The 22377-nt window shown below is 63.1% G+C and carries 22 protein-coding genes and 2 tRNA genes; 12 read left to right on the plus strand and 12 right to left on the minus strand.

Annotated features, from left to right (window positions below; all coding sequences use genetic code 11):
- Positions 1-46: 46 nt before the first annotated feature.
- The 4 genes from ACFFJ6_RS04295 to ACFFJ6_RS04310 all read left to right on the plus strand — a co-directional run bounded on the left by ACFFJ6_RS04295 (position 47) and on the right by ACFFJ6_RS04310 (position 1897).
- Positions 47-123 (plus strand) — tRNA-His (locus tag ACFFJ6_RS04295).
- A 238-nt stretch (positions 124-361) separates the two neighbouring features.
- On the plus strand, positions 362-586 hold the full coding sequence (locus tag ACFFJ6_RS04300) for a hypothetical protein (protein ID WP_378384716.1): 225 nt from the start codon (positions 362-364) through the stop codon (positions 584-586).
- Positions 587-681: 95 nt separating this feature from the next.
- Positions 682-1059: a hypothetical protein gene (locus tag ACFFJ6_RS04305; protein ID WP_378384718.1), complete on the plus strand. Its 378-nt coding sequence runs from the start codon at positions 682-684 to the stop codon at positions 1057-1059.
- Between the two features lie 157 nt (positions 1060-1216).
- Positions 1217-1897 (plus strand): AAA family ATPase, encoded by a 681-nt coding sequence (locus ACFFJ6_RS04310; protein WP_378384720.1) that lies wholly within the window; start codon positions 1217-1219, stop codon positions 1895-1897.
- A gap of 373 nt (positions 1898-2270) precedes the next feature.
- Here ACFFJ6_RS04310 and ACFFJ6_RS04315 read toward each other — a convergent pair whose 3' ends face one another.
- Together ACFFJ6_RS04315 and trxB are read right to left on the minus strand one after the other, a co-directional pair.
- Positions 2271-3164, minus strand: a complete 894-nt coding sequence (locus tag ACFFJ6_RS04315; RefSeq protein WP_054161179.1) for a LysR family transcriptional regulator — start codon at positions 3162-3164, stop codon at positions 2271-2273.
- A 32-nt stretch (positions 3165-3196) separates the two neighbouring features.
- Positions 3197-4162: a thioredoxin-disulfide reductase gene (gene trxB, locus ACFFJ6_RS04320; protein ID WP_378384722.1), complete on the minus strand. Its 966-nt coding sequence runs from the start codon at positions 4160-4162 to the stop codon at positions 3197-3199.
- Between the two features lie 254 nt (positions 4163-4416).
- On the opposite strand from trxB, the gene ACFFJ6_RS04325 reads away from it, so the two are divergent.
- Positions 4417-4899 (plus strand): Lrp/AsnC family transcriptional regulator, encoded by a 483-nt coding sequence (locus ACFFJ6_RS04325; RefSeq protein ID WP_378384724.1) that lies wholly within the window; start codon positions 4417-4419, stop codon positions 4897-4899.
- Between the two features lie 40 nt (positions 4900-4939).
- Here ACFFJ6_RS04325 and ACFFJ6_RS04330 read toward each other — a convergent pair whose 3' ends face one another.
- The 4 genes from ACFFJ6_RS04330 to ACFFJ6_RS04345 form a co-directional block, all read right to left on the minus strand.
- Positions 4940-5350 (minus strand): DoxX family protein, encoded by a 411-nt coding sequence (locus ACFFJ6_RS04330; protein ID WP_378384726.1) that lies wholly within the window; start codon positions 5348-5350, stop codon positions 4940-4942.
- Positions 5351-5554: 204 nt separating this feature from the next.
- Positions 5555-6031 carry a transcription elongation factor GreA gene (greA, locus tag ACFFJ6_RS04335; protein ID WP_378384728.1) on the minus strand — a complete coding sequence of 159 codons (477 nt, stop codon included), beginning with the start codon at positions 6029-6031 and terminating at the stop codon, positions 5555-5557.
- 218 nt (positions 6032-6249) lie between these two features.
- Positions 6250-9579 carry a carbamoyl-phosphate synthase large subunit gene (gene carB, locus ACFFJ6_RS04340; RefSeq protein WP_378384730.1) on the minus strand — a complete coding sequence of 1110 codons (3330 nt, stop codon included), beginning with the start codon at positions 9577-9579 and terminating at the stop codon, positions 6250-6252.
- A 170-nt stretch (positions 9580-9749) separates the two neighbouring features.
- Positions 9750-9825: transfer RNA gene (locus tag ACFFJ6_RS04345), tRNA-OTHER, on the minus strand.
- A gap of 234 nt (positions 9826-10059) precedes the next feature.
- Here ACFFJ6_RS04345 and msrA point away from each other — a divergent pair.
- The 4 genes from msrA (at position 10060) to ACFFJ6_RS04365 (ending at position 11949) form a co-directional block, all read left to right on the plus strand.
- Complete coding sequence (msrA, locus tag ACFFJ6_RS04350; protein WP_378384732.1) at positions 10060-10770, plus strand: peptide-methionine (S)-S-oxide reductase MsrA; 711 nt, start codon at positions 10060-10062, stop codon at positions 10768-10770.
- Between the two features lie 29 nt (positions 10771-10799).
- A complete protein-coding gene (gene msrB / locus ACFFJ6_RS04355) occupies positions 10800-11213 on the plus strand; it encodes a peptide-methionine (R)-S-oxide reductase MsrB (protein ID WP_378384734.1) in 414 nt (137 codons plus the stop codon).
- A gap of 120 nt (positions 11214-11333) precedes the next feature.
- The gene (locus tag ACFFJ6_RS04360) at positions 11334-11498 is read left to right on the plus strand and encodes a DUF3309 family protein (RefSeq protein ID WP_378384736.1); all 165 of its coding nucleotides are present in this window, start codon (positions 11334-11336) and stop codon (positions 11496-11498) included.
- 169 nt (positions 11499-11667) lie between these two features.
- A complete protein-coding gene (locus tag ACFFJ6_RS04365) occupies positions 11668-11949 on the plus strand; it encodes a hypothetical protein (protein ID WP_378384738.1) in 282 nt (93 codons plus the stop codon).
- A gap of 21 nt (positions 11950-11970) precedes the next feature.
- Here the strand turns inward: ACFFJ6_RS04365 and ACFFJ6_RS04370 are convergent, their stop codons facing one another.
- The 6 genes from ACFFJ6_RS04370 to ACFFJ6_RS04395 all read right to left on the minus strand — a co-directional run bounded on the left by ACFFJ6_RS04370 (position 11971) and on the right by ACFFJ6_RS04395 (position 18493).
- Positions 11971-12435, minus strand: a complete 465-nt coding sequence (locus ACFFJ6_RS04370) for a hypothetical protein (RefSeq protein ID WP_378384740.1) — start codon at positions 12433-12435, stop codon at positions 11971-11973.
- Complete coding sequence (locus ACFFJ6_RS04375; protein WP_378384742.1) at positions 12432-13928, minus strand: phosphomannomutase/phosphoglucomutase; 1497 nt, start codon at positions 13926-13928, stop codon at positions 12432-12434. The genes ACFFJ6_RS04370 and ACFFJ6_RS04375 overlap by 4 nt, the downstream gene beginning before the upstream one ends.
- A 177-nt stretch (positions 13929-14105) precedes the next feature.
- Positions 14106-15593, minus strand: coding sequence for a radical SAM protein (locus tag ACFFJ6_RS04380; RefSeq protein ID WP_378384744.1), 1488 nt, complete (start codon positions 15591-15593; stop codon positions 14106-14108).
- 198 nt (positions 15594-15791) lie between these two features.
- Positions 15792-16925 carry a non-hydrolyzing UDP-N-acetylglucosamine 2-epimerase gene (wecB, locus tag ACFFJ6_RS04385; protein WP_378384746.1) on the minus strand — a complete coding sequence of 378 codons (1134 nt, stop codon included), beginning with the start codon at positions 16923-16925 and terminating at the stop codon, positions 15792-15794.
- A gap of 1 nt (position 16926) precedes the next feature.
- Complete coding sequence (locus ACFFJ6_RS04390; RefSeq protein ID WP_378384748.1) at positions 16927-17445, minus strand: polysaccharide deacetylase family protein; 519 nt, start codon at positions 17443-17445, stop codon at positions 16927-16929.
- Positions 17414-18493: a polysaccharide deacetylase family protein gene (locus ACFFJ6_RS04395; protein ID WP_378384750.1), complete on the minus strand. Its 1080-nt coding sequence runs from the start codon at positions 18491-18493 to the stop codon at positions 17414-17416. Before ACFFJ6_RS04395 ends, ACFFJ6_RS04390 begins: the two co-directional genes overlap by 32 nt.
- A gap of 516 nt (positions 18494-19009) precedes the next feature.
- On the opposite strand from ACFFJ6_RS04395, the gene ACFFJ6_RS04400 reads away from it, so the two are divergent.
- The 3 genes from ACFFJ6_RS04400 to ACFFJ6_RS04410 are packed head-to-tail and all read left to right on the plus strand — an operon-like array spanning position 19010 to position 22237.
- The gene (locus tag ACFFJ6_RS04400) at positions 19010-20242 is read left to right on the plus strand and encodes a class I SAM-dependent methyltransferase (RefSeq protein WP_378384752.1); all 1233 of its coding nucleotides are present in this window, start codon (positions 19010-19012) and stop codon (positions 20240-20242) included.
- A gap of 24 nt (positions 20243-20266) precedes the next feature.
- Positions 20267-21247 (plus strand): GDP-mannose 4,6-dehydratase, encoded by a 981-nt coding sequence (gene gmd, locus ACFFJ6_RS04405; protein WP_378384754.1) that lies wholly within the window; start codon positions 20267-20269, stop codon positions 21245-21247.
- Positions 21248-21259: 12 nt separating this feature from the next.
- Positions 21260-22237, plus strand: coding sequence for a GDP-mannose 4,6-dehydratase (locus ACFFJ6_RS04410; RefSeq protein ID WP_378384756.1), 978 nt, complete (start codon positions 21260-21262; stop codon positions 22235-22237).
- Positions 22238-22377 lie beyond the last annotated feature (140 nt).

Genomic DNA, 22377 nt, shown 5'->3' on the forward strand with positions numbered 1-22377 from the left:
GTTGCACCTAGTTTCCGCCCGTTCGCGGCCGACGGCCGTGCCGGATGCAGTTGTAGCTCAGTTGGTTAGAGCGCCTGTCTGTGGAACAGGAGGTCGGTGGTTCGAGCCCACCCAACTGTACCACGCCTTCCAGCCCTTCTCGTTCTTGGTCGATCTCCCTGCCATCAGTCGTCCTAGGACGCGGTTATACCCGCTCCGATTTGGCATGCGGCGTGGCTTTCACGTTGTGAGGGCTGGCGTGGCGGATCGCGCATGACATTCCGATCGGGTGATCTCACCTTCGAGCGCTTAGTTGCCGCACCCGCGCCGGAACGAGGTTCGGCCGGATACGTTCCTTCATCGCGAGAAGCGGGAGGGACGCATGGCTGATTTCAATGTGAGTGATGAGGCGATTGCCGTTCTGGTCGATGTTGCCCGCACCGCCGGGCGCGGCCTCCATGCAGGACAACGTCTGGAACTGAATAATTTGATCGCGCACCGGCTCGTCGCCGTGGCCACAACTGATCAGGGGCAACGTAGCTACGCTGTCACTGATGAAGGTCAGCGATTACTCGATGAGCGCGGCGTCGGCGCCAACGAAGCCTAGAGCAGCCCGGTAGTCTGCCGCGGGTTGTTCGGGAAAGTCCGGGTCTCCTTGGAAGAGATCGACGGAGTACATATCTCAGGCCGATGGAAAAGCCCATGAGCGACGTCGATCACCGCGCTGAACTCGAACGCCATCTGGCGTGGTTCGAGTCGAGGCTGCCTCCCAAGCCGGCGCATTTTGTCGGATGGCTGCGCAAGCCGTCGTCCAAATATGTGCGCTTGCCGTTGGGCGTGTTGCTGGTTGGCGGTGGGCTGCTGAGCTTTCTGCCGGTGCTCGGACTATGGATGCTGCCGCTTGGTCTTGTCCTGATTGCACAGGACGTCCCCGCTTTGGAGAAGCCGACTGCGCGGAGCCTCGGGTGGCTCGAACGTAAATGGTTGGAGCGGCAGCGCAGCAAAGAAGTCGATGTCACTCAGCAACGGTCAGAGCGTCGCACGCTCGGGTCTGCAGCGGCCGATGAACAGAGCCGCTGAGCAAATATTCAGCCAAAGCAGTTGTTAGTGTGACTCAAAAGCCAACCTTTCGATGCAAAATGGGAAGGTTGAATCGTTCATGTCGCAATTTTATCTTCCACGAATCAGCGTCCTGATTCACCTTTGTCAACCATAGGTCAATCGGGAGGCCCGTCGTATGAACGTAATCGTCTTTGCATCGCGTAAAGGCGGCGCAGGCAAGAGCACACTGACTGCTCACCTGGCTGCGCACGTCACCAAAGCTTCGAAGCGCTGCTTGCTGGTCGATGCGGATCCGCAGGGCTCGCTGACGCTGTGGCACAAGTTGCGTGGTACCAACGAGCCGCCGCTGCGTACGGCGACGCGTTCCGTCGGTGAAATCATCGCGTCCGCCAAGCGCGATGGAGTCGAGTGGGTGTTCATCGACACGCCGCCGAACCTTTCTGCGGTGGTGGACGATGCGATCCGTCATGCGACGATGGTGATCATCCCGGCTCGTCCGGGTGTGTTCGACGTCAATGCGGTGCAGGAGACGATCCAGAGCTGCCGCTCAAGCCGCAAGCCTTACGCGGTGGTGCTCAACGGCGCGCCGGCGCTGCGGGACGAGGTCGAGAGCCGCATCGTCACGATCGCGCGCGAAGGGCTGGCCAAGTTCAAGGCGCCGGTGTGGGGCGGACAGATCACCAACCGCGCCGACCTCTTGATGGCCCTCGGCGAGGGCCAGGGCGCACGCGAATATGCGGCAGAAGGACGCGCCGCCTACGAGATCAGCCGTCTGTGGGCTGCGATCGAACGTTCGGTCAAGGCGATCCGCGGAGCGGGCGCATCGTCGGGAGCGATGCACAAGCAGGCTGCGTAGCGATCTTCGAGGATTTGGCGCGCGGGTTTCCGCGCGTTTTTGTTTCAGACCGCGGGCCGGGGGCGCCGCGGTCTTTGGCGTTTGACCAAAAAAAACCGGGCTCGCGAGGAGCCCGGTTGAGGTCTTGGCCTCGAGAGGCCGACACAATCACCTTCCAAGAGGGATAACTGAAGCTCCACACTACTGGAGGAGGGGGACATGTGTAGTGCAAACCCTCAGCGTGAAGTCATTTCATCTGCGAAAGTCGTTCGCAGCAACCAGGGCCGCCGCATGTCAGTCATGCGGCGGCGGCCGGTTGTGGGACTGCCGAACAGGCGGGACCGTCTTCGCCCGGCGTTCCGATCGGTTCCGGGTTGTAGGCGGCGCGCGCGCTTCAACTCGGCCAGCGCTGCGCCTTGTTGACCACGAAATCGCGGAACACCTGGACGCGCGCCACTGTCTTCAGCTCTTCCGGATAGACGAAATAGGTGTCGAGCTGGATCGAGTCCTGCTCGTCGAACAGCTGCACCAGCCGGTTCGGATCTTCGACCAGGTAGTCGGGCAGCGCAGCGATGCCCAGGCCCTGCTGGCAAGCCCGCACCAGGCCGAGGATGTTGTTGACCTTGAAATACGGCTCGCGCGGTCCGGCGCCGTTGCGGCCGGCGTCGACCAGCCAGCTGCGGTTCTGCAGATGCTGCGGCACCTGATTGTCGCTCAGCATGATCAGCCGGTGGTTATCGAGATCCTCGAGCGTTCGCGGCGTGCCGAAATGCTTGATGTATTCGGGCGAGCAATAAGCGTGGAAGCCGATCGAGAAGAGCTTGCGCTGGATCAGGTCAGGCTGGGTCGGCTTGCGAGTTCGGATCGCGACGTCGGCTTCGCGCATCGACAGATCCAGCTCCTCGTCGGTGACGATCAGCGAAATCCGGATTTCCGGGTACAGGGCGGTGAACTCGCCGAGCCGCGGCACCAGCCAGTGGATGCCGAGGCCGGGCGTGGTGGTGATCTTCAGATCGCCGCTCGGCCGCTCACGGCTGTCGGTGAGCTTGGCCCGTGCTGCCTGGAGCTGCATGAACACGTCATGCGCGGTCCGGAACAGCAGATCGCCCTGTTCGGTCAGGATCAGGCCGCGCGCATGGCGGTGAAACAGCGACACCGACAGTTCCTGTTCGAGCGCGCTGACTTGGCGCGACACTGCCGATTGCGACAGGCCGAGCTGTTCACCCGCATGGGTGAAGCTGCCCGCTTCGGCTGCGGCGTGAAAGACCTTGAGCTTATCCCAATCCATATCGGTGAACCCGTCGCGGTTTCGAGGCACGGTTACTCCGCCGCCTCACGTTCACTGGCCTGCACCGCGAGGAAGCGCTCAGCTTCCAGCGCGGCCATGCAGCCGAGGCCGGCCGCGGTGACGGCCTGGCGATAAGTTTCATCGGCGACGTCGCCGGCGGCGAATACGCCGGGGATCGAGGTCGCGGTCGAGTTGGGCGCCACCTGGACGTAACCGGACGGCTTCAGCTTGAGCTGGTCCTTCACCAGCTCGGTCGCCGGTGCGTGGCCGATCGCGATGAACACGCCATCGGCGGGCAGCTCGCTGACTGCGCCGGTCTTGACGTTCTTCAGGCGGACATGCGTGACCTTGGTCGGGTTGTCGCTGCCGCAAATCTCGTCGACGGCGCTGTCCCAGATCACGTTGATCTTCGGATTCATGAACAGCCGGTCCTGCAGGATCCGCTCCGCGCGGAAATGATCGCGGCGGTGCACGATCGTGACCTTGGAGGCGAAGTTGGTCAGGAACAGCGCTTCCTCGACCGCGGTGTTGCCACCGCCGACCACCACGACTTCCTTGCCGCGGTAGAAGAAGCCGTCGCAGGTCGCGCAGGCCGAAACGCCGAAGCCCTTGTAGGTCTGTTCGGACGGGATGCCGAGCCAGCGCGCCTGCGCGCCGGTGGCGAGGATCACGGTGTCGGCGATATAGACGTCGCCGCTGTCGCAGGTCAGGCGGAACGGGCGCTGGCTGAGGTCCAGATTCACCACGAGGTCGGTGATGATCTTGGTGCCGACATGCAGCGCCTGCTTTTCCATCTGCTCCATCAGCCAGGGGCCCTGAATGACGTCCGCAAAGCCGGGATAATTCTCGACATCGGTGGTGATGGTGAGCTGCCCGCCGGGCTGCATGCCCTGCAGCAGGATCGGCTCGAGCATGGCGCGTGCTGCGTAGATCGCTGCGGTGTAGCCGGCCGGCCCGGAGCCGATGATCACGACTTTGGCGTGGACGGGACTGGGCATGTTTCAGCTCCCCAAATATAGGGCGGCGCGAAGCAGGAATGGCCTGGCAGGGGCATCGCCAACGGGCGGAAGGTTCAGACGCAACTTTATGTCATCTGGTAAGCCATGCAAGATTTGCAATCCGTCTGTGCAGGATTTCCCACCGTCTGTGGCAAAGGAGTTGTGATCATCGCGAAATAAAATTGCTTAGCTTTTGTCATCTGGGATAAGAGGGAGGCGGCTGCCAGCCTGTCCGCAACACGGGATTTCGCCGCGTGTCCAAGAGCCTCGACCAGATCGACCTGAAAATTCTCCAGGAAATCCAGGATGACGGGCGAATCACCAATGTCGAATTGGCGAAGCGGGTCGGCATCTCGCCGCCGCCCTGTTTGCGCCGGGTCCGGACCTTGGAGGACGAGGGCTACATCCAGGGCTATCGCGGGCTGCTCGACCCGGCTCAGCTCGGCTTCGACGTGACGGTGTTCGCCTCGGTGCATCTGTCCAGCCAGGCGGAGGCCGATCTGCGGGGCTTCGAGGAGTTCGTCCGTAACGAGCCGCTGGTCCGGGAATGCTGGATGCTGTCGGGCGAGGTCGACTTCATCCTGAAATGCGTCGCGCCCGATATGGCGACCTTTCAGAACTTCGTCGCGCATCTGACCGCCGCCCCGCATGTCCGCAACGTCCGCACCTCGCTGGTGCTGCGGAATTCGAAATATGCCGCCGCCGTCCCGCTGGAGCTCAAGGCGGTTGCCACCTGAACGCCGGGCCGGAGCCCGGCATTCAGGGGCTCATCGTAAATCAGGCCTTGCGGCGCAGGATGGCGTCGAGGCTGATCGGCCCGCCGCCGGCTGTCGACAGATACAGGCACGCGAAGCAGAACAGGATCGCGGCGGTGCCGTTGTTCAGCAGCGGAAACCACACCGGCGTGTCACCCTTGAACATGTGGCCGATGAAGTAGGCGAAGGCCATCTCGCCCGACAGGATGAACGCGACCAGGCGAGTGAACAGGCCGAGCATCAGCATCGCGCCCAGCACGAGTTCGAGCGTGCCCGCAAAGCCGATCAGCGAGAACACCTCGACCTTGGCGAAGTAGGGGACGACCGGAAACTTGAAGAGCTTGGCCACGCCGTACTGAAACAGCAGCAGGCCGGTGATGAAGCGAAACAAGCTCAGGACCGTGGGCTGCCACTTGGCGGCAAAGCTGTCCATGTTCGGTGCGTGTCCTTTGTTGATGATGAATAGCAGGTGGATACTTGGCGTTCCGCATCCTTGTCCATTGGCTGCTAAGCGCCACACGGACAAGTGAATTCAACCTCGGTCCTTGTGATCACTCCGCGTCATCCGGCGTTGGGCTCCAGACAGCAAAAAGGCCGCCTCTCGGCGGCCTTTTGAACGATCACTCAGACGGAAGCGTCAGCGCCACTCGACCTTGGCGATCTCATAGGCCTTGGCGCCGCCGGGCGCGACGACCTCGACGGAGGTGCCCATCTTCTTGCCGATCAGCGCCCGCGCCAGCGGCGAGGTGATCGAGATCTTGCCCTTCTTGGCATCGGCCTCGGCCTCGCCGACGATCTGCCAGACGGCCTTCTTCTCGGTGTCCTCGTCGATCAGCGTGACGGTGGCGCCGAACTTGATGGTGTCGCCGGAAAGCTTGCTGATGTCGATGATATCGGCGCGCGCCAGCTTGTCCTCGAGCTCCGCGATGCGGCCCTCATTGTGGGACTGCTCTTCCTTGGCGGCGTGATACTCGGCATTCTCCGACAGGTCGCCGTGCGAACGGGCCTCCGCGATATGCTCGATGATGCGCGGACGATCCACCGATTGGCGCTTCTTCAATTCGTCCGTGAGCGCGGCATAGCCGCCCGCCGTCATCGGTACCTTTTCGACCATCTTGCCTTCATCCTTAGTATTCGCCGCGGGTGGCCGCCTTGGCCATCCGCGATGTCGTGAGCTTACGTAAGGGCGAGCCACAAAGCGGCACCCCGAGAATACTTCCAGCCGGTACCCAGGATTGCCGCGAAGCGGCCGGGTAAAACAAAACCAAAGCTGGCGGGTTCCGGACGGTCCGGTGTCGCCGATCAGTTTGCCGAGCGCGGCCCGCGTGACGATCAGGTTTCGGAAAAGTAGCTCTGCAAGGTCCGAACCTCAAGGTCCCCGCCCAGATAGGCCCGGATTCCTTTCGCGGCCGCCACGGCCCCCGAAAGAGTGGTGTAATACGGCACTTTATGCAAGAGGGCAGCGCGCCGCAGCGAGCGGCTGTCGGCCAGCGCCTGCGGGCCCTCCGTGGTGTTGAACACCAGTTGCACCTCGCCGTTCATGATGGCGTCGACGATGTGCGGCCGACCTTCCAGCACCTTGTTGATCTTCTCCGTCGGCACGCCGTGATCGCTGAGATAGCGCTGCGTGCCCGAGGTGGCGATCACCTTGAAGCCGACTTCGTGCAGCAGCTTCACGGCATCGACGATCCGGGTCTTGTCGCTCTCGCGGACCGAGACGAAAACTGTGCCCTTGCGCGGCACCCGCGTGCCGCCGCCGAGTTGGCTCTTGGCGAAGGCAATTTCGAACGAGCGGTCGAGGCCCATGACTTCGCCGGTCGAGCGCATCTCCGGGCCGAGCACGGTGTCGACACCCGGGAAGCGCGCGAACGGGAACACCGATTCCTTGACACCGACGTGGTCGAGCGCCCGCTTCTGCAGGCCGAGGTCGGCGATCTTCTCGCCGGCCATGATCCGCGCGGCCAGCTTGGCGACCGGCATGCCGATCACCTTGGCGACGAACGGCACCGTGCGCGAGGCGCGCGGATTGACTTCGAGCACGTAGATCTCGCCGTCCTTGATGGCGTACTGCACGTTCATCAGGCCGACGACATCGAGGCCGAGTGCGAGCTCCCGGGTCTGCCGCTCCAGCTCGGCAATCATCGGCGCGTCGAGCGAATAGGGCGGCAACGAACAGGCCGAGTCGCCCGAATGGATGCCGGCTTCCTCGATGTGCTCCATGATGCCGACGATGAACGTGTCCCTGCCGTCCGACAGGCAGTCGACGTCGATCTCGATGGCGTCCGACAGGTAGCGGTCGAACAACAACGGATTGGTGCCGAGCACGGTGTTGATCTGCCCGGTCTTGTCGTTCGGGTAGCGCGCCTTGACGTCGGCCGGCACCAGCTCGGGCAGGGTGCCGAGCAGGTAGTCGCTCAGTTGGGTCTCTTCGCGGATGATCTGCATCGCGCGGCCGCCCAGCACGTAAGACGGGCGGACCACCAGCGGCAGGCCGAGTTCGGCGGCGACGAGACGCGCCTGCTCGACCGAGTAGGCGATGCCGTTCTTCGGCTGCTTCAGGCGCAGCTTGTCGAGGATGCGCTTGAAGCGATCGCGATCCTCGGCGAGGTCGATGGCGTCCGGCGAGGTGCCGAGAATCGGCACGTCGGCTGCTTCGAGCGCGCGGGCGAGCTTCAGCGGCGTCTGGCCGCCGAACTGCACGATGACGCCCTTCAGCGTGCCCTTGCTGCGCTCGGTGTCGATGATCTCGAGCACGTCTTCGGCGGTGAGCGGTTCGAAATACAGCCGGTCCGCGGTGTCGTAGTCGGTCGACACGGTTTCCGGGTTGCAGTTCACCATGATCGACTCGTAGCCAGCGTCATGCAGCGCGAAGCAGGCATGGCAGCAGCAATAGTCGAACTCGATGCCCTGGCCGATCCGGTTCGGACCGCCGCCGAGGATGATCACCTTGTTCTTGTCCGACGGCTGGCTCTCGTCCGAGGCGGGGCCGGCGAACGGCGACTCATAGGTCGAGTACATGTAGGCGGTCGGCGAGGCGAACTCCGCCGCGCAAGTGTCGATACGCTTGAACACCGGGCGCACATCGAGCGCGCGGCGCTTCGCCTTGACGTCGGCCTCGGTGGTGCCGGCCAAGACGGCCAAGCGGGCGTCGGAGAAGCCCATCGCTTTCAGCGTGCGCATGCCGAAGGCGTGCTCCGGCAGGCCGCTGCTACGGACCTTGTTCTCGGTATCGACGATGCCGCGCAATTGCGCCAGGAACCACGGGTCGATCTTGCAGGAGTTGAAGATCTCCTCGTCCGACCAGCCGAGCCGCATCGCCTGGGCGACCTGCAACAACCGGCTCGGCGTCGGGGTGCCGAGCGCCGCGCGGATCGCGTTCTTGTCGTCGCCGCGGCCGAGGCCGTCGATCTCGATCTCGTCGAGGCCGGTGAGCCCGCTTTCGAGCCCGCGCAGCGCCTTTTGCAGGCTTTCCTGGAAGGTGCGGCCGATCGCCATCACTTCGCCGACCGACTTCATCGACGTGGTCAGGTTGGCCGACGCGCCGGGGAATTTCTCGAAGGCAAAACGCGGGATCTTGGTGACGACATAGTCGATCGTCGGCTCGAACGACGCCGGGGTGGCGCCGCCGGTGATGTCGTTGGCAATTTCGTCGAGCGTGTAGCCGACCGCCAGCTTGGCGGCGACCTTGGCGATCGGGAAACCGGTGGCCTTCGACGCCAGCGCCGAGGAGCGCGACACGCGCGGGTTCATTTCGATCACGACCAGCCGGCCGTCCGCGGGATTGACCGCGAACTGCACGTTGGAGCCGCCGGTCTCGACGCCGATCTCGCGCAGCACCGCCAGCGAGGCGTCGCGCATGATCTGGTATTCCTTGTCGGTGAGCGTCAGCGCCGGCGCAACTGTGATCGAGTCGCCGGTGTGAACGCCCATCGGATCGAGGTTTTCGATCGAGCAGACGATGATGCAGTTGTCCTTGCGGTCGCGGACAACCTCCATTTCATATTCTTTCCATCCAAGGATGGATTCTTCGACCAGCACTTCGCTGGTCGGCGAGGCGTCGATGCCGCTCTCGACGATCTCGATGAACTCGGCCTTGGTGTAGGCGATGCCACCGCCGGTGCCGCCCATGGTGAAGGACGGCCGGATCAGGGCAGGGAAGCCGATTTCGTCGAGCGCACGCAGCGCGTCGGGCAGAGTCTTGACCTGGCGGGAGCGTGGGGTCTCGAGGCCGATCTTGGTCATCGCCTCGCGGAAGCGCTCGCGGTCCTCCGCCTTGTCGATGGCGTCGGCGGTGGCGCCGATCATCTCGACGTCGAACTTCTCCAGCGTGCCGAGCTTGCGCAGCGACAGCGCGCAGTTCAGCGCGGTCTGGCCGCCCATCGTCGGCAGCAGCGCGAAGCCGCCGGGAATGACGTAGCGTTCCTTTTCGACGATCTTGGCGACGATCTCGGGCGTGATCGGCTCGATATAGGTCGCGTCGGCCAATTCCGGGTCGGTCATGATCGTGGCCGGATTGGAATTGACCAGAACGATCCGGTAGCCCTCCTGCTTGAGAGCCTTGACCGCCTGGGTCCCGGAATAGTCGAATTCACAGGCCTGGCCGATCACGATGGGACCGGCGCCGATGATGAGGATCGTGGAGATGTCGGTTCTTTTGGGCATCAAATCTCGCTGACGCGGGCGGGCGGAAATCGGGCACAAAAAAAGGGCGCGCCGTCGCGCGTCCCTTGCTGTTCAGCGCCGGGCTTCCCAGGCGCGCGGGCGTGTCTTAGACCAGTTTCTGCAGCAACGAAAGAGCTTAACGCCCCCCGTCAACCGGCAATTCGGGGTGTTGGAGGCCCAGCCTGGACTTGAACCAGGAAAAAAGAGCGTTGCACCGCCCCCGCGTTGATCTTCCGCCACCGGGCCGCAGACATTGTGTCTCCATCGCATGCGACAATCCAGCCCGACCAGCGGTTAACGTTAAATTCCCGGTTCCAGGCATAGCGCGGCTCGGGCGGGCTCACGCATTCGTGTGCGCGCCGGCGTAACACTTCGCGGGCCGCCCCGTATCTTGTCACCGGAGGGACTCGTTCGGAATGGACTCGTTTTGGTCTCTCGCGAACGAATGATCCCGATCAAATGTCGAACCGAGGAACTCTCATGCGCTTCATCAGCCGTCTTGCCGCTTGCGCCGCCGCTGTCGGCGCGCTGGCCATGTCTGCGAGCTTCACGCCAGGCCGTGCCGCGGAGGACGCGGTGGTGATTCCGCCGCCGGCGGTCGATGCCAAGGCCGGAGACGGGCTGCAGACCGCGGTATTCGCGGGGGGCTGTTTCTGGGGCGTGCAGGGCGTGTTTCAGCACACTGCCGGCGTCGCCAACGCCGTGTCGGGCTATGCGGGCGGTAGCAAGGCGACCGCGAGCTACATGATGGTGTCGACCGGCACGACCGGCCACGCCGAAGCGGTCGAAATCAAGTACGATCCGAAGCAGGTCAGCTACGGCAAGCTGCTGCAGATCTTCTTCTCCGTGGTCCACGATCCGACACAGCTCAACCGGCAGGGGCCCGACAGCGGCACGCAATATCGTTCGGCAATCTTCACGCTCAACGATGATCAGAAGAAGGTGGCCGACGCCTACATCGCGCAGCTTGCAGCCGCGAAGGTGTATCGCGGCCCGATCGTGACGAAGGTCGGTCCGCTCGATCGTTTCTATCCGGCGGAGGCCTATCATCAGGACTACCTGACGCTTCACCCCAGCCAACCCTATATCGTCTACAACGACATGCCGAAGATCGATAATCTGAAGAAGCTGTTCCCGAAGGACTATCTCGAAAAGCCGACGCTGGTGAGCGGCGCCAAGGTTACGAACTGACGGCCGGACCCACACGTGCAGGAGTTGCCATGACCGATACCAAGACCGCGCCCGGCAAGGTCACCAAGAGCGAGGCCGACTGGCGCAAGGAACTGACGCCGATGCAGTACGCGGTGCTGCGCGAGAAAGCGACCGAGCGCCCGTTCTCCGGCGAATACGAGCACGAGCGGACGCCCGGCACCTATGTGTGCGCCGGTTGCGGCCAGACGTTGTTCGAGTCCGACGCCAAGTTCGATTCCGGCTGCGGCTGGCCGAGCTTCACGACTCCGGCGCAGTCCGAAGCGATCGACGAGGAGCGTGACGTCAGCCACGGCATGATCCGCACCGAGGTGCTGTGCTCGCGCTGCAGTGGGCACCTCGGCCATGTTTTTCCGGACGGCCCAGGGCCGACCGGCTTGCGCTACTGCATCAATTCGGCCGCGCTGAAGTTGAAGCCGCGCTAACCGCCGAGCCGACGCGCGGCGCGCCTGTACGGCGCGTCGCATTTCGGTTGAGGTTGGGCGTATCATCTCTCCGCGGCGTAGCCGGCCCGCTCTAGGGCGGCCAGAGCTGGGGAGGGTGTCATGTCGATCGCCGCCATCGCCGTCATCGTCCTGATCCTGCTATTTCTCGGCGGCTTCAGCCGTCGCTTTGGCGGCTATGGCTATGGGCGAGGCTCGGGACTGACCGGGCTGATCGGCGTGGTCCTGATCGTGGTTGTGGTGCTGGCGTTGCTGCGCAAGATCTGAGGCATTCAGGTCCGGTGCCGGGCTGCCCTGCGGTTCCAGTCCCAGGGGTCGCAATTTCCGCGATCGTGCCTATATCCCCTGATGTAATCCGAACAACGCCCATCGGGGGTTCTTGCGAGCCTTGTTGAGGCGCTCAATTCACGCGTATTGTCAGAAGGTTAGTTGAGCCATGGCATTCAGCTTCGATACCGCCGCCGAATTGTTTCCTGCAGCGATCCGGAAGAAGAAGCGGGCCGGCTTCACCTATCGCCGGTTCGACAATGCGGCGGATGCCGTACGTTTCGCGATTGAGGAAATGCCGGCGGATTCGCTCAACGGCGCCTATCTGCAGGTCGAGGAAGCCCGTTTCGACCAAAAGGGCATTCGAGAGCTGTACGAGAGCGACGCCTATCCCCACAAGCGCCGCAGCGACGAAGTCGCTGCCGAGGAGCTGAAGGAAGACGCCGCCTGATCCTGCGGCGTTCCTCGGCCTTTAAAGCGGTTTGAATGTCTGCAGCTCGCAGCGATCGACGATCGCCGACTGCCGCGACGAGACCAGCTTGGTCCCCCGATAGAACAGCGCGTACACTTGCCGCGTCTGCTCCGGCGAGCTGCTGCGGACGCAGATAATCCAAGGCGCCACGGTCATCGGATCGGCCTCGAACGGGCCCGCGACCTGCAGCGGGTCTATCAGCTTCGCGTCCTTCGCCACCGCCTTGATCTCGGCGGTGGCTGATTTGATGGTCGGTGCCTGCGACGCTGGCTCAGGAACGGATTCGAGGACCGAGCAGGCCCCGAGCACAATTGCGCACGAGAGCGCCGCAGCGGCAGCTGTCCACGCGCCTGATGGATTCGTCATGATGCCCCCTGCGGCCCGGGCGAGCTGCCGGCGAAGCGCGGTCAGCGCTCGCAGGCATCGTTGCGCATAGCGGTGATCCTGCGCAGCGTGGCCGATCAAATGGTCTGATTGTAGGCGCCCACCTCTGGATGCTGCCTCAGCACGACATTCACGGCTTCGAACATGTCGTGCATCCGCGCCTCCGATATGGGGCTCTCGACGACGACCACAAGCTCCGGCTTGTTCGACGAGGCGCGCACCAATCCCCAGCTGCCATCTTCGCAGGTGACGCGCACGCCGTTGACGGTGACGAGATCGCGGATCGCCTGTCCGGCGATCTTGTCGCCGTTCTTCTGCGCGGTTTCGAAATGTTTCACCACCGCGTCGATCACCCCGTACTTCTTCTCGTCGTCGCAATGCGGCGACATCGTCGGCGACGACCACGTCTTCGGCAGCGCGTTCTTCAGGTCGGACATCGACTTGCCCGGCGCGCGATCGAGCATCTCGCAAATCGCGATCGCCGACACCAGGCCGTCGTCGTAGCCGCGGCCGGGCGGTGCGTTGAAAAAGAAGTGGCCGGACTTTTCGAATCCGGCGAGCGCCTTCAGCTCGTTGGTCCGGCGCTTCATGTAGGAGTGGCCGGTCTTCCAATATTCGGTCTTGGCGCCTTGCGCCTGCAGGACCGGGTCGGTCGCGAACAGGCCGGTGGATTTGACGTCAACGACGAACTGCGCGTTGGGCGTGATCGCCGACATGTCGCGCGCGAGCATCACGCCGACCTTGTCGGCGAAGATCTCCTCACCGGTGTCGTCGACCACGCCGCAGCGATCGCCGTCGCCATCGAAGCCGAGGCCGAGATCGGCCTTGTGCTGCAGCACCGCGTCGCGGATCGCGTGCAGCATTTCCATGTCTTCGGGATTGGGGTTGTACTTCGGAAAGGTGTGATCGAGTTCGGTGTCGAGCGGAATCACCTCGCAGCCGATCGCTTCCATCACCTGCGGCGCGAACGCGCCGGCGGTGCCGTTGCCGCAGGCGACCACGACCTTCAGCTTGCGCTTCAGCTTGGCGTGCTTGGTGAGGTCGGCGATGTAGCGAGCCGGATAGTTCTCGTGGAAGACGTAGGAGCCGCTGCCGGTCTTGAACTGCGCGCCGAGAACGACCTCCTTCAGTCGGCTCATTTCGTCCGGTCCGAAGGTCAGCGGCCGGTTGGCGCCCATCTTCACGCCGGTCCAGCCGTTGTCGTTGTGCGAGGCGGTCACCATCGCGACGCATGGCACGTCGAGGTCGAACTGAGCGAAATAGGCCATCGGCGTCACCGCCAGGCCGATGTCGTGCACCTTGCAGCCCGCCGCCATCAACCCGCCGATCAGCGCGTATTTGATCGAGGCGGAGTAGCCGCGGAAGTCGTGGCCGGTGACGATTTCCTGCGGCCGGCCCAGCTCGGCGATCAGCGTGCCGAGCCCCATGCCCAGCGCCTGAACGCCCATCAGGTTGATCTCTTTGCCGAACAGCCAGCGCGCGTCGTATTCGCGGAAGCCGGTCGGCTTCACCATCGGCTCGGATTCATACGCATAGGTGTTGGGAAGAAGGGCCGATTTCGGCTTGGGAAACATCTGGGAGCCTTATGGTCGTCCGGACATAAGCGTCGGATGCCTTAGCGAAAGTCGTCGCCGTTGGGAAGCAGCTTCGTGGCGCTGGTGCACGCCGAAGCCGGCCGCGCCACACGGCGCGACCTTGGTCCTAATGCAGATTTCGGGAAATACAGCTGCGCAACCGGGCGGGCCAGCCAACTAGATGACTGGCGCGGGCTTCTCGTTGACGGGCGCGTCCTTGCTGATTGCCTTCTGCTGAAACGGGCACGTTACGCCAGCGCAAAGCGGATCGACGATCCCCGCCTTGATGTTGCGGCGGAGCCGTCGATACTCGTGGCCGTTCCAGAGTTCGGCGCCGGAGCTGTAATCAGCGAGCTTCGCCAGAGGCGGGGCCCAGCAGCAGGTGTAGGCATCGCCAGCGGCGGTGACCATCAGCCAGCGCCAGGGATGCGGGCACTCATGGTACTCGCCGACCTCCACGTCCGCCGCGATGACAAGTTCGTCGTCGACCAGACCGACGAACGGCGCATCCAGAATGTATCGCACACCGCGCCGCTTCGCTCTGCGAATGGCATCGTTCAGGGCGATCCGGCACTCTTCAGGATCGTTCTCGATCAGCGCATCGTTGTAGTCGAATACGAAATCCGGCTTTTCGACTCGCCAGGCATGAAGCGGATTCTCGTGCAGGTGCCGGAATTCGACGGTATCGACACCGAGGTCGGCCGCGAGTTCGGACAGCAGCGGCACTTCGGTGATGTTGGCCCGCGTCACGGCCATGTTCATCCGGATTTCGAGCTTCGCATTCTTCCGTTTTGCCCGCTCCGCGACGAGGGCCTGAACGTTGCGGATCACCTTCTCGTAGCTGCCGCCACGCATTCTCTCGTAGCCGTCCGGCGTGGCTGCATCCATCGAGATGCTGAGGACACGAACGTTCCGGCTCAGGATCTTGTCGATCCACTGGGGCGACAGCAGGAGACCGTTGGTGATCATCTCGATGCTGTTGTCGGCCTTCGCCGAAATATCATCGATGATCTCGGGGAGCCGCTTGTTCAGGAGCGGTTCGCCGTAGCCGAGCAACAACACCATCTGAGCCGAGTAGGCGAGCGGCATCAGCTTTTCGAGCGACGGATCGGGCAGATCGATCAGATCCTTGTTGTTGTCGCCGTCCTGCTCGTGGTGCTTCAGACAGATCACGCAGCGCAGATTGCACCGGTCGGTCACACCGATCATGTAAACGATCGGCGTGTTGTCGCAGACTTCGGGGCGCGAGGCGATGGCTGCCTGCGTCTTCTTGTAGTTGATGACGACCGGATCGCTCTCGACATAGATCCGATGGACCTTCAGGCCGAGGTCGCGCTGGTCTTCGTAGAAGCCCGCCAGCCTGTCGATTTCCAGGTTCAGCGAAACGAGCCCTGCTTGCGGCGCCGTCACCTCCGACACCGGGATCAGCAGCGAATTGTAGCCGGGATACAACTGATAGCGTTTGTCGCCGACGACCAGATCCGGGATCGGCGAGCCCAGTGCGGGATAGGAGTACTCTACGACGACGATGTCGTCATTCCCGGATGCCGACACGTCGACAGTGGCCGCAGTCGCCATCCAAGCGAATGACCCGCCCTCTGCATGTTCGGTCGGATACCAGCCGGAACCATACTTAATCTGCGAAGGTGAGGCGCCGAGCTGCATGGTATTTTCCGTCTTCGAGGGGGTTACACAGTGCTCAGAGTTCACTGCGTGCGGCCGCGATCATCGGCCGGAAAATCTGATACGCCTGAATACTTAGTAACATTACTGTCCGGGGCGAGGCAAGTTTGGACAGCGCCACGTCGCTGCTGCCGATGGCCCGGATTGACGCAGGGATTGCGCGATCATCAGGATCTGCACTCAATTCGCGAATGAAGTTCCGCAGATTGTGTCCACGATCTTTTTGCTCGCGTCGCCGTTGCCGTAAGGATTAGCCTTCGTGCCCAGTTCGCGCGAGGAGTTCTGCAAATAAGTTGCGGCCCTAGCCACGATCAGTTCCTCGTCGGCGCCGACCAGTTCGGCGAAGCCGGCGTCTATGCCTTCCTGGCGTTCGGTTGTCTTGCGCAGCACCAGCACGGGAACTCCGAAGCTCGGAGCCTCCTCCTGGATGCCGCCAGAGTCGGACAGCGCCAGCACGGACCGGGCGAGCAGGAAGATGAAATCGATATAGCCCAGCGGTTCGAGCAGCCGGATGTTCGGCACGGCGCCGAGCAAGGGCATGACCTGCTCGCGCACATTGGGATTGAGGTGCACCGGAAATACGAACCTGACGCTCGGATGTGCCAGCGCGATGCGGCGGATCGCGCGGCAGATCGCCGCGAGATCGTCGCCGAAGCTTTCGCGGCGATGGCAGGTGATCAGGACGAGGTCGCCGGGTTCGCCGGCGATGGCGCGGATCTCGCCCGACACCAGTTCGGCGCCCGCGGGCGTATCGAGACGGGCCTTCAACGTCAGCAGCGCATCCACCACGGTGTTGCCGGTGATGTGAATCTGGGCCGGATCGATGCCCTCGCGCAGCAACGCGTCGGCGGCACGCTGCGTCGGCGCGAAATGCAGATCGGCGAGCGCGCCGATCAGCTTGCGGTTGCCTTCTTCGGGGAACGGGTTGTAGCGGCGATAGGAGCGCAGCCCCGCCTCGACATGACCGACCGCGACGCGCTGATAGAACGCGGCAAGGGCGCCGACGAACGCGGTCGTGGTGTCGCCCTGCACCAGTACGAGATCGGGCGCGAAGGTGCGGATGGTTCGGGCGAGGCCGGTGAGCAGCAGCGCGGCCAGTTCCGACAGGTCCTGGTTGGGGCGCATCACCGCGAGATCTTCGTCGGGGGCGAAGTCGAATGCCGTCAGCGTCTGCTGCAGCATCTCGCGGTGCTGTCCCGTGACGCAGACGAAGGTCTCGAACTGCGTGGGCCTCCGCCGCAATTCGGCGACGACGGGGGCGAGCTTGATGCATTCCGGCCGCGTGCCGAATACGACGAGAACCTTGCGGGGCATTCTAGGCCGCCTGATTGCTGCCGCGAAACGCGATCGAGAGAGGCAGATCGGTGGTGCGGGGGCCGGTGACCGAGAATGTGTCGGTGTCCTGGTCGAATGCAATCATCGCGTGCGCCTTGTCCCGCATGAAATCGAGGCAGGTGTCCTCGTTGACGAACAACAGCGGCTCTCCCGCCTGGGCGCATTCCTCGGCGATCGTGGTCAGAAAGTCACGATGGGCCGACAGCCGATCCTCTTCGCTCTGCCAGCCATAAGCATAGCGCTCGGAGAAGGGGTGATCGAGAAATCCAAAGAACTGCGAGCCGGCCTTGGCGGTCCGAAATGCCTGCTTGAAGATCCGCAGGCGGTCGCCGTCCGCCAGCATGCAGTCGCCGTGCAACATGCAGGCCTGGCTGTGCGAGACGAAGCCGGCGGGGCCATACGGCACCTCGCCGCCCCTGGCCATCAGATATTCCGGATCGTTCGCGATGATGCCGCCGACGAAGCCGTCAAGGCCGGCGCGGGCAAGGGCGGTCGGCACATAGCTCGGGTTCTGGTGAAACGGCGACACCGCGTAGCGGACGATCAGGCCGGGCAGCCGCTCTTCCAGCCATGCTTTCGAGCCTCTGGCTTCCGCCTCCGCGGCTTCGGCCGTGCCCCCCCCAACGCGGCGCGTGGGTAACCGAATGCGACAGGATCGAACCACCTGCGTGGTTCAGCTCGCGTAGCAGCGCAAGGTGCTCGGGCCGCTCGGGTTGGTCGGTCTTGATCGCCAGCGACAACGGCCGTTGCATCTTGCGGTAGAGCTCGAACAGCGGGCGCGCCGACGCAATATCTTCGTCGCAATCCAGCCGCATGGTGACGGCGGCCGAAACGGCGTGAGGGATGTCCCGCAGGTGAGGCCTGCACGGCAACTGATCGTGACGATAGTGTGACACGAATGTTTCGATCACTTGCCAGTCAGGACCGTCCACCGGACCGACAGGCCGCGCATGCCAAAGCACAGCCGCTGAGGGGAGATCCCGAACGGTGGCGACCGCGCCGCCAGCACCAGCTGAGCCAGCGTCAAGTTCGGCGACCAAAGTGGCCGATACCGGGGCAGCCGTGACCGATAATGACCATGGGCCGTCGCCGATGTCGGTCCGGCCGTAGCCGAGATTGTTCCATTCGTCGGCAAAGTCGAAGCGGCACAAACGTCGATCGCGCAGCGGCGAAGTCGCGCCGAGGCCGCTGCTCGCATAGCGAATCGCGCCGGTGCTTTCGCTAACCTGATAGGGGGCCGCCGGTGCGCAGTGGGCGGCAGCCGTGGCGGCGGGATCGATCGCGGATGTGGCGATGCCCGCCAGGCGGGCGAAAGCCGGGCCGAGCGGTCCGAACAAAATCACCTTGGCCCCACGCTCCAGCAGCGCAGCGGCCTCATCGACCAAGGCGTCGTCGGGCGAGACCGCGAGCACGATGCCGCCGGGGCCAACATCCGAAAGCGAGCCGCGCACGATCCGAACCTGGGCCCGAGTGAAACTGCGCACCATGGCCCGCGAGACGATTTCCTCTTCAAGGGCCATCTCGGGGCCGAACAGGCAATGAATCATGGTGCTTCTGGTAACTCGCTCTGTCGTTGACGCATTTGGGGCGGTCCGAAAGGCCGTGCCGCACTGAATGCGATTTCCCCTTGATTGGCAACATCGTGCGCTTGCGCATCGCTCGCATCGGGCCATTTTGGCGAGGATTGTTGCAAGGGACGGAAGCCCTTGAGTTCATATGTGCTGGCGCTCCGCATTGAACGTGATACTGAGCACAATCGAGGCTCTGTGGCATGCGAACGCCCTTGGTAAATCACGTTAGTTCCCGCGTACCGGCGGGTTCCGCGATGTGTTCCTGCTCCTGACTCTCGGGCAGACGCGAGTTGTCCGACCTCCGCATCGACCGCGCGAAAAGCCGTCGGATGTCGGCTAACATTCTGAATTCGTTTGGTGTTTATAATCTGTCCGAAGCCTTGTATCGCGCGCGCAGAAGCTATATCAATCGCCCCCGTTCCAATCCCGACGGCATAATCGATTAGTTCGGAGTTTCGAGGACCCGCGTTTGCAGGAGGAGTTTACGTGACCGTGAGTTATCGAAAGATCGACAAGTGCCGGATCTCGGGAAGTGAAAATCTCGTGTCCGTCCTCAACCTCGGTAAGCAGGTGCTCACCGGCGTTTTTCCGAAGTCGGTCGACGAGAAGATCACATCGGGTCCACTCGAACTGGTCTGGTGCTCGGATAGCGGGCTGCTGCAGCTTGCGCATTCCTACGACGCCAGCGAGATGTACGGCGAGAACTACGGCTATCGCTCGGGCCTCAACCAGTCGATGGTCCGCCATCTGGTCCAGAAGATTCACGGTCTCGAAAAGCTGGCCGGCCTGCAGCCGGGCGACGTCGTGGTCGATATCGGCTCCAACGATGCGACCTCGCTGTCCGCCTACCAGACGCCGTCGCTGAAGCGCATCGGCATCGATCCGACCGGCAACAAGTTCCGTCAGTACTACAAGGGCGACATCACCCTCGTTCCTGACTTCTTCTCCGCCGACGCCTTCCGCTCGGTCGGGACCAAGCCGGCGCGGATCATCTCGTCGATCGCGATGTTCTACGATCTGGAATCGCCGATCAGCTTTGCCCGTCAGGTTGCGGACAGTCTCGCCGACGACGGCATCTGGCATTTCGAGCAGAGCTATATGCCGTCGATGCTGCGGATGTGCAGCTACGACACGATCTGCCACGAGCACCTCGAATACTATTCGCTCGACGTCGTGAAGAAGATTCTCGACGCGGTCGATATGAAGATCGTCGACGTCCAGATGAACGCCGTGAACGGCGGCAGCTTCGCCGTCACTGCTGCGAAGCGCCGCAATCCGATCCGCTGCAACGACGCGGTGATCGAGTGGCTTCTCGGCCAGGAAGAGCGGATGGGGCTCGGCACAGTGCGCCCGTTCCGCGATTTCGAAGAGCGCGTGTATCGTCACCGCTCGGATCTGACCCGCCTGCTGCGGTCGCTGGTCGCCGACGGCAAGAAGATCATCGGTTACGGCGCGTCCACCAAGGGCAACGTCGTGCTGCAGTTCTGCGGCATCACCAGCAAGGACGTTGTGGCGATCGCCGAAGTCAATCCGGACAAGTTCGGGGCCTACACGCCGGGCTCGCATATTCCGATCATTTCGGAAGCCGAAGCCAAGGCGATGAAGCCCGATTACTTCCTCGTGCTGCCCTGGCACTTCAAGGAAGGCATCGTGGCGCGTGAGCAGGAATTTTTGAATAGCGGGGGCAAGATGATCTTCCCGTTCCCCGAAATCGAAATTCTTTAATTCTCCTGCGAACAGGGCCTCTTCATGAAGCGAGCACTCATTACCGGTGTCACCGGACAGGACGGCGCTTATCTGGCGCAGTTTCTTCTCACCAAGGGATATGAAGTCCACGGCCTGATGCGCCGGAGCAGCGCGGCGGAAGTCGTCGACGCCAAGCTTCGCTGGCTCAACATCCACAACGACATCCGTGAAGTCGACGGCAACCTCATCGATCTGTCGTCGCTGATCCGCATCATCCGCGAGGTCAAGCCGGACGAAGTCTACAATCTCGGTGCGCAGTCGTTCGTGAAGGCGTCCTGGAATCAGCCGCTGCTGACCGGGCAGGTCACGGGTCTCGGCGCTGCGAATGTTCTGGAAGCAATTCGTCTGGAGCGTCCCGAGGCGCGGTTCTATCAGGCGTCGTCCTCGGAGATGTACGGCCTGATCCAGGAAGAGATGCAGTCCGAGAAGACGCCGTTCTATCCGCGTTCGCCTTACGCGGTGGCCAAGCTCTACGCGCATTGGATGACCGTGAACTATCGCGAGAGCTACGGCATGCACGCCAGCAGCGGCATCCTGTTCAACCACGAGTCGCCGCTGCGAGGCATCGAGTTCGTCACCCGCAAGGTCACGGACGGCGTTGCCCGCATCAAGCTGGGTCTGTCCAAGGAACTGCGGCTCGGCAATATCGATGCCAAGCGCGACTGGGGCCACTCCCGGGAATACGTCCAGGCGATGTGGCTGATGCTTCAGCAGGACAAGCCGGACGACTACGTGATCGCCACCGGCCGGACCACGACCGTGCGCGACATGTGCCGGATCGCATTTTCCTACGTCGGCCTCGACATGGATGCCCATCTGAAGATCGATTCGGCCCTGTTCCGGCCCGCTGAAGTCGACGTGCTGTTCGGCAATCCGGCGAAGGCCAAGGAAAAGCTCGGCTGGACCGCCAAGATCACGCTCGAGGAAATGATCCACGAAATGGTCGATGCGGATCTCGCTCGCCTTCGCAACGCACGGACCTGACGGGCGAATTCAGTGACGCAGGTGGGGGCGTTCAGGGTTCTGATTACCGGCGGAGGGGGCTTCGTCGGCCAGTGGGTCGTCGACGCCTTGCAGCGTGCACTGCCGGCCGATGGCGAAATCCTGGTCGCCGACCGCGCTCAGCCGAACGCGCTGGTCGACAATGTTCGCTCGATGGCGCTCGATGTCACGGATGCGGACGCGGTCAGCGATCTGCTTCGCCGTGAGCGCCCCACGCATATCCTGCATCTCGCAGCGATATCGGCGGTAACTGATGCCTCGCGCGACACGCGAGGGGCGTGGGCCGTCAACTTCGGCGGGACGTTCAACATCGCTTTGGCGGTGGACGAATTCTGTCCGGAGACCCGGATTGTTCACTGCAGCAGTGCCGAGGTCTACGGCGCGACGTTCAACAAGGGCGTTGCCGTCGACGAGACGGCGATGCTCGACCCGACCAATGCGTATGGCGCCGCCAAGGCCGCCGCCGACATCATGCTTGGGCAGATGGCGCGGCTGCGATTGCGGGCAATCCGGATGCGGCCGTTCAACCACACCGGCCCCGGCCAGACCGAGAAATTCGTCGTGCCGGCGTTTGCCTCACAGATCGCGCGGATCGAGCGCAGCGAGCAGGAACCCGTCATCGATGTCGGTGACATCGATACGAAGCGGGACTTCCTGGACGTTCGCGACGTTGCGGACGCCTATGTGCGGGCGCTGCTGCAGTTCGACAGCCTGCCGCAAGGCTGCGCGATCAACGTCGCGTCCGGCCATGCACGAACCGTCCGCAGCGTACTCGAACTGATGCTGGCGCAGTCGCCGGTCCGGATCGAAGTGCGGTCGGACCCGAGCCGCGTCCGACCGAACGACACGCCTCTGATTGTCGGCAATGCCGACCGCGCCAGGCAGCTACTGGGCTGGGAGCCGCGCTTGGCTTGGGAGGATACGATCCTGAACGTGCTCAATTATTGGCGCGAGAGAGTCGCATCCGGTTAGTCTCCGGCGGCGATGGTTTGTGTTCCGAAAAAGCAGTGCTAGAAGCATTGGACGTTCGGCGAAGCAGGGATCAGTTCGGGCAGTTCGCGGGTGAATGGGTGTTCTTCCGCTCCGTCGCAGGCGGGGCCGGGAACTACCAG

Source organism: Rhodopseudomonas telluris, assembly GCF_042432815.1.
GTDB lineage: Bacteria > Pseudomonadota > Alphaproteobacteria > Rhizobiales > Xanthobacteraceae > Rhodopseudomonas > Rhodopseudomonas telluris.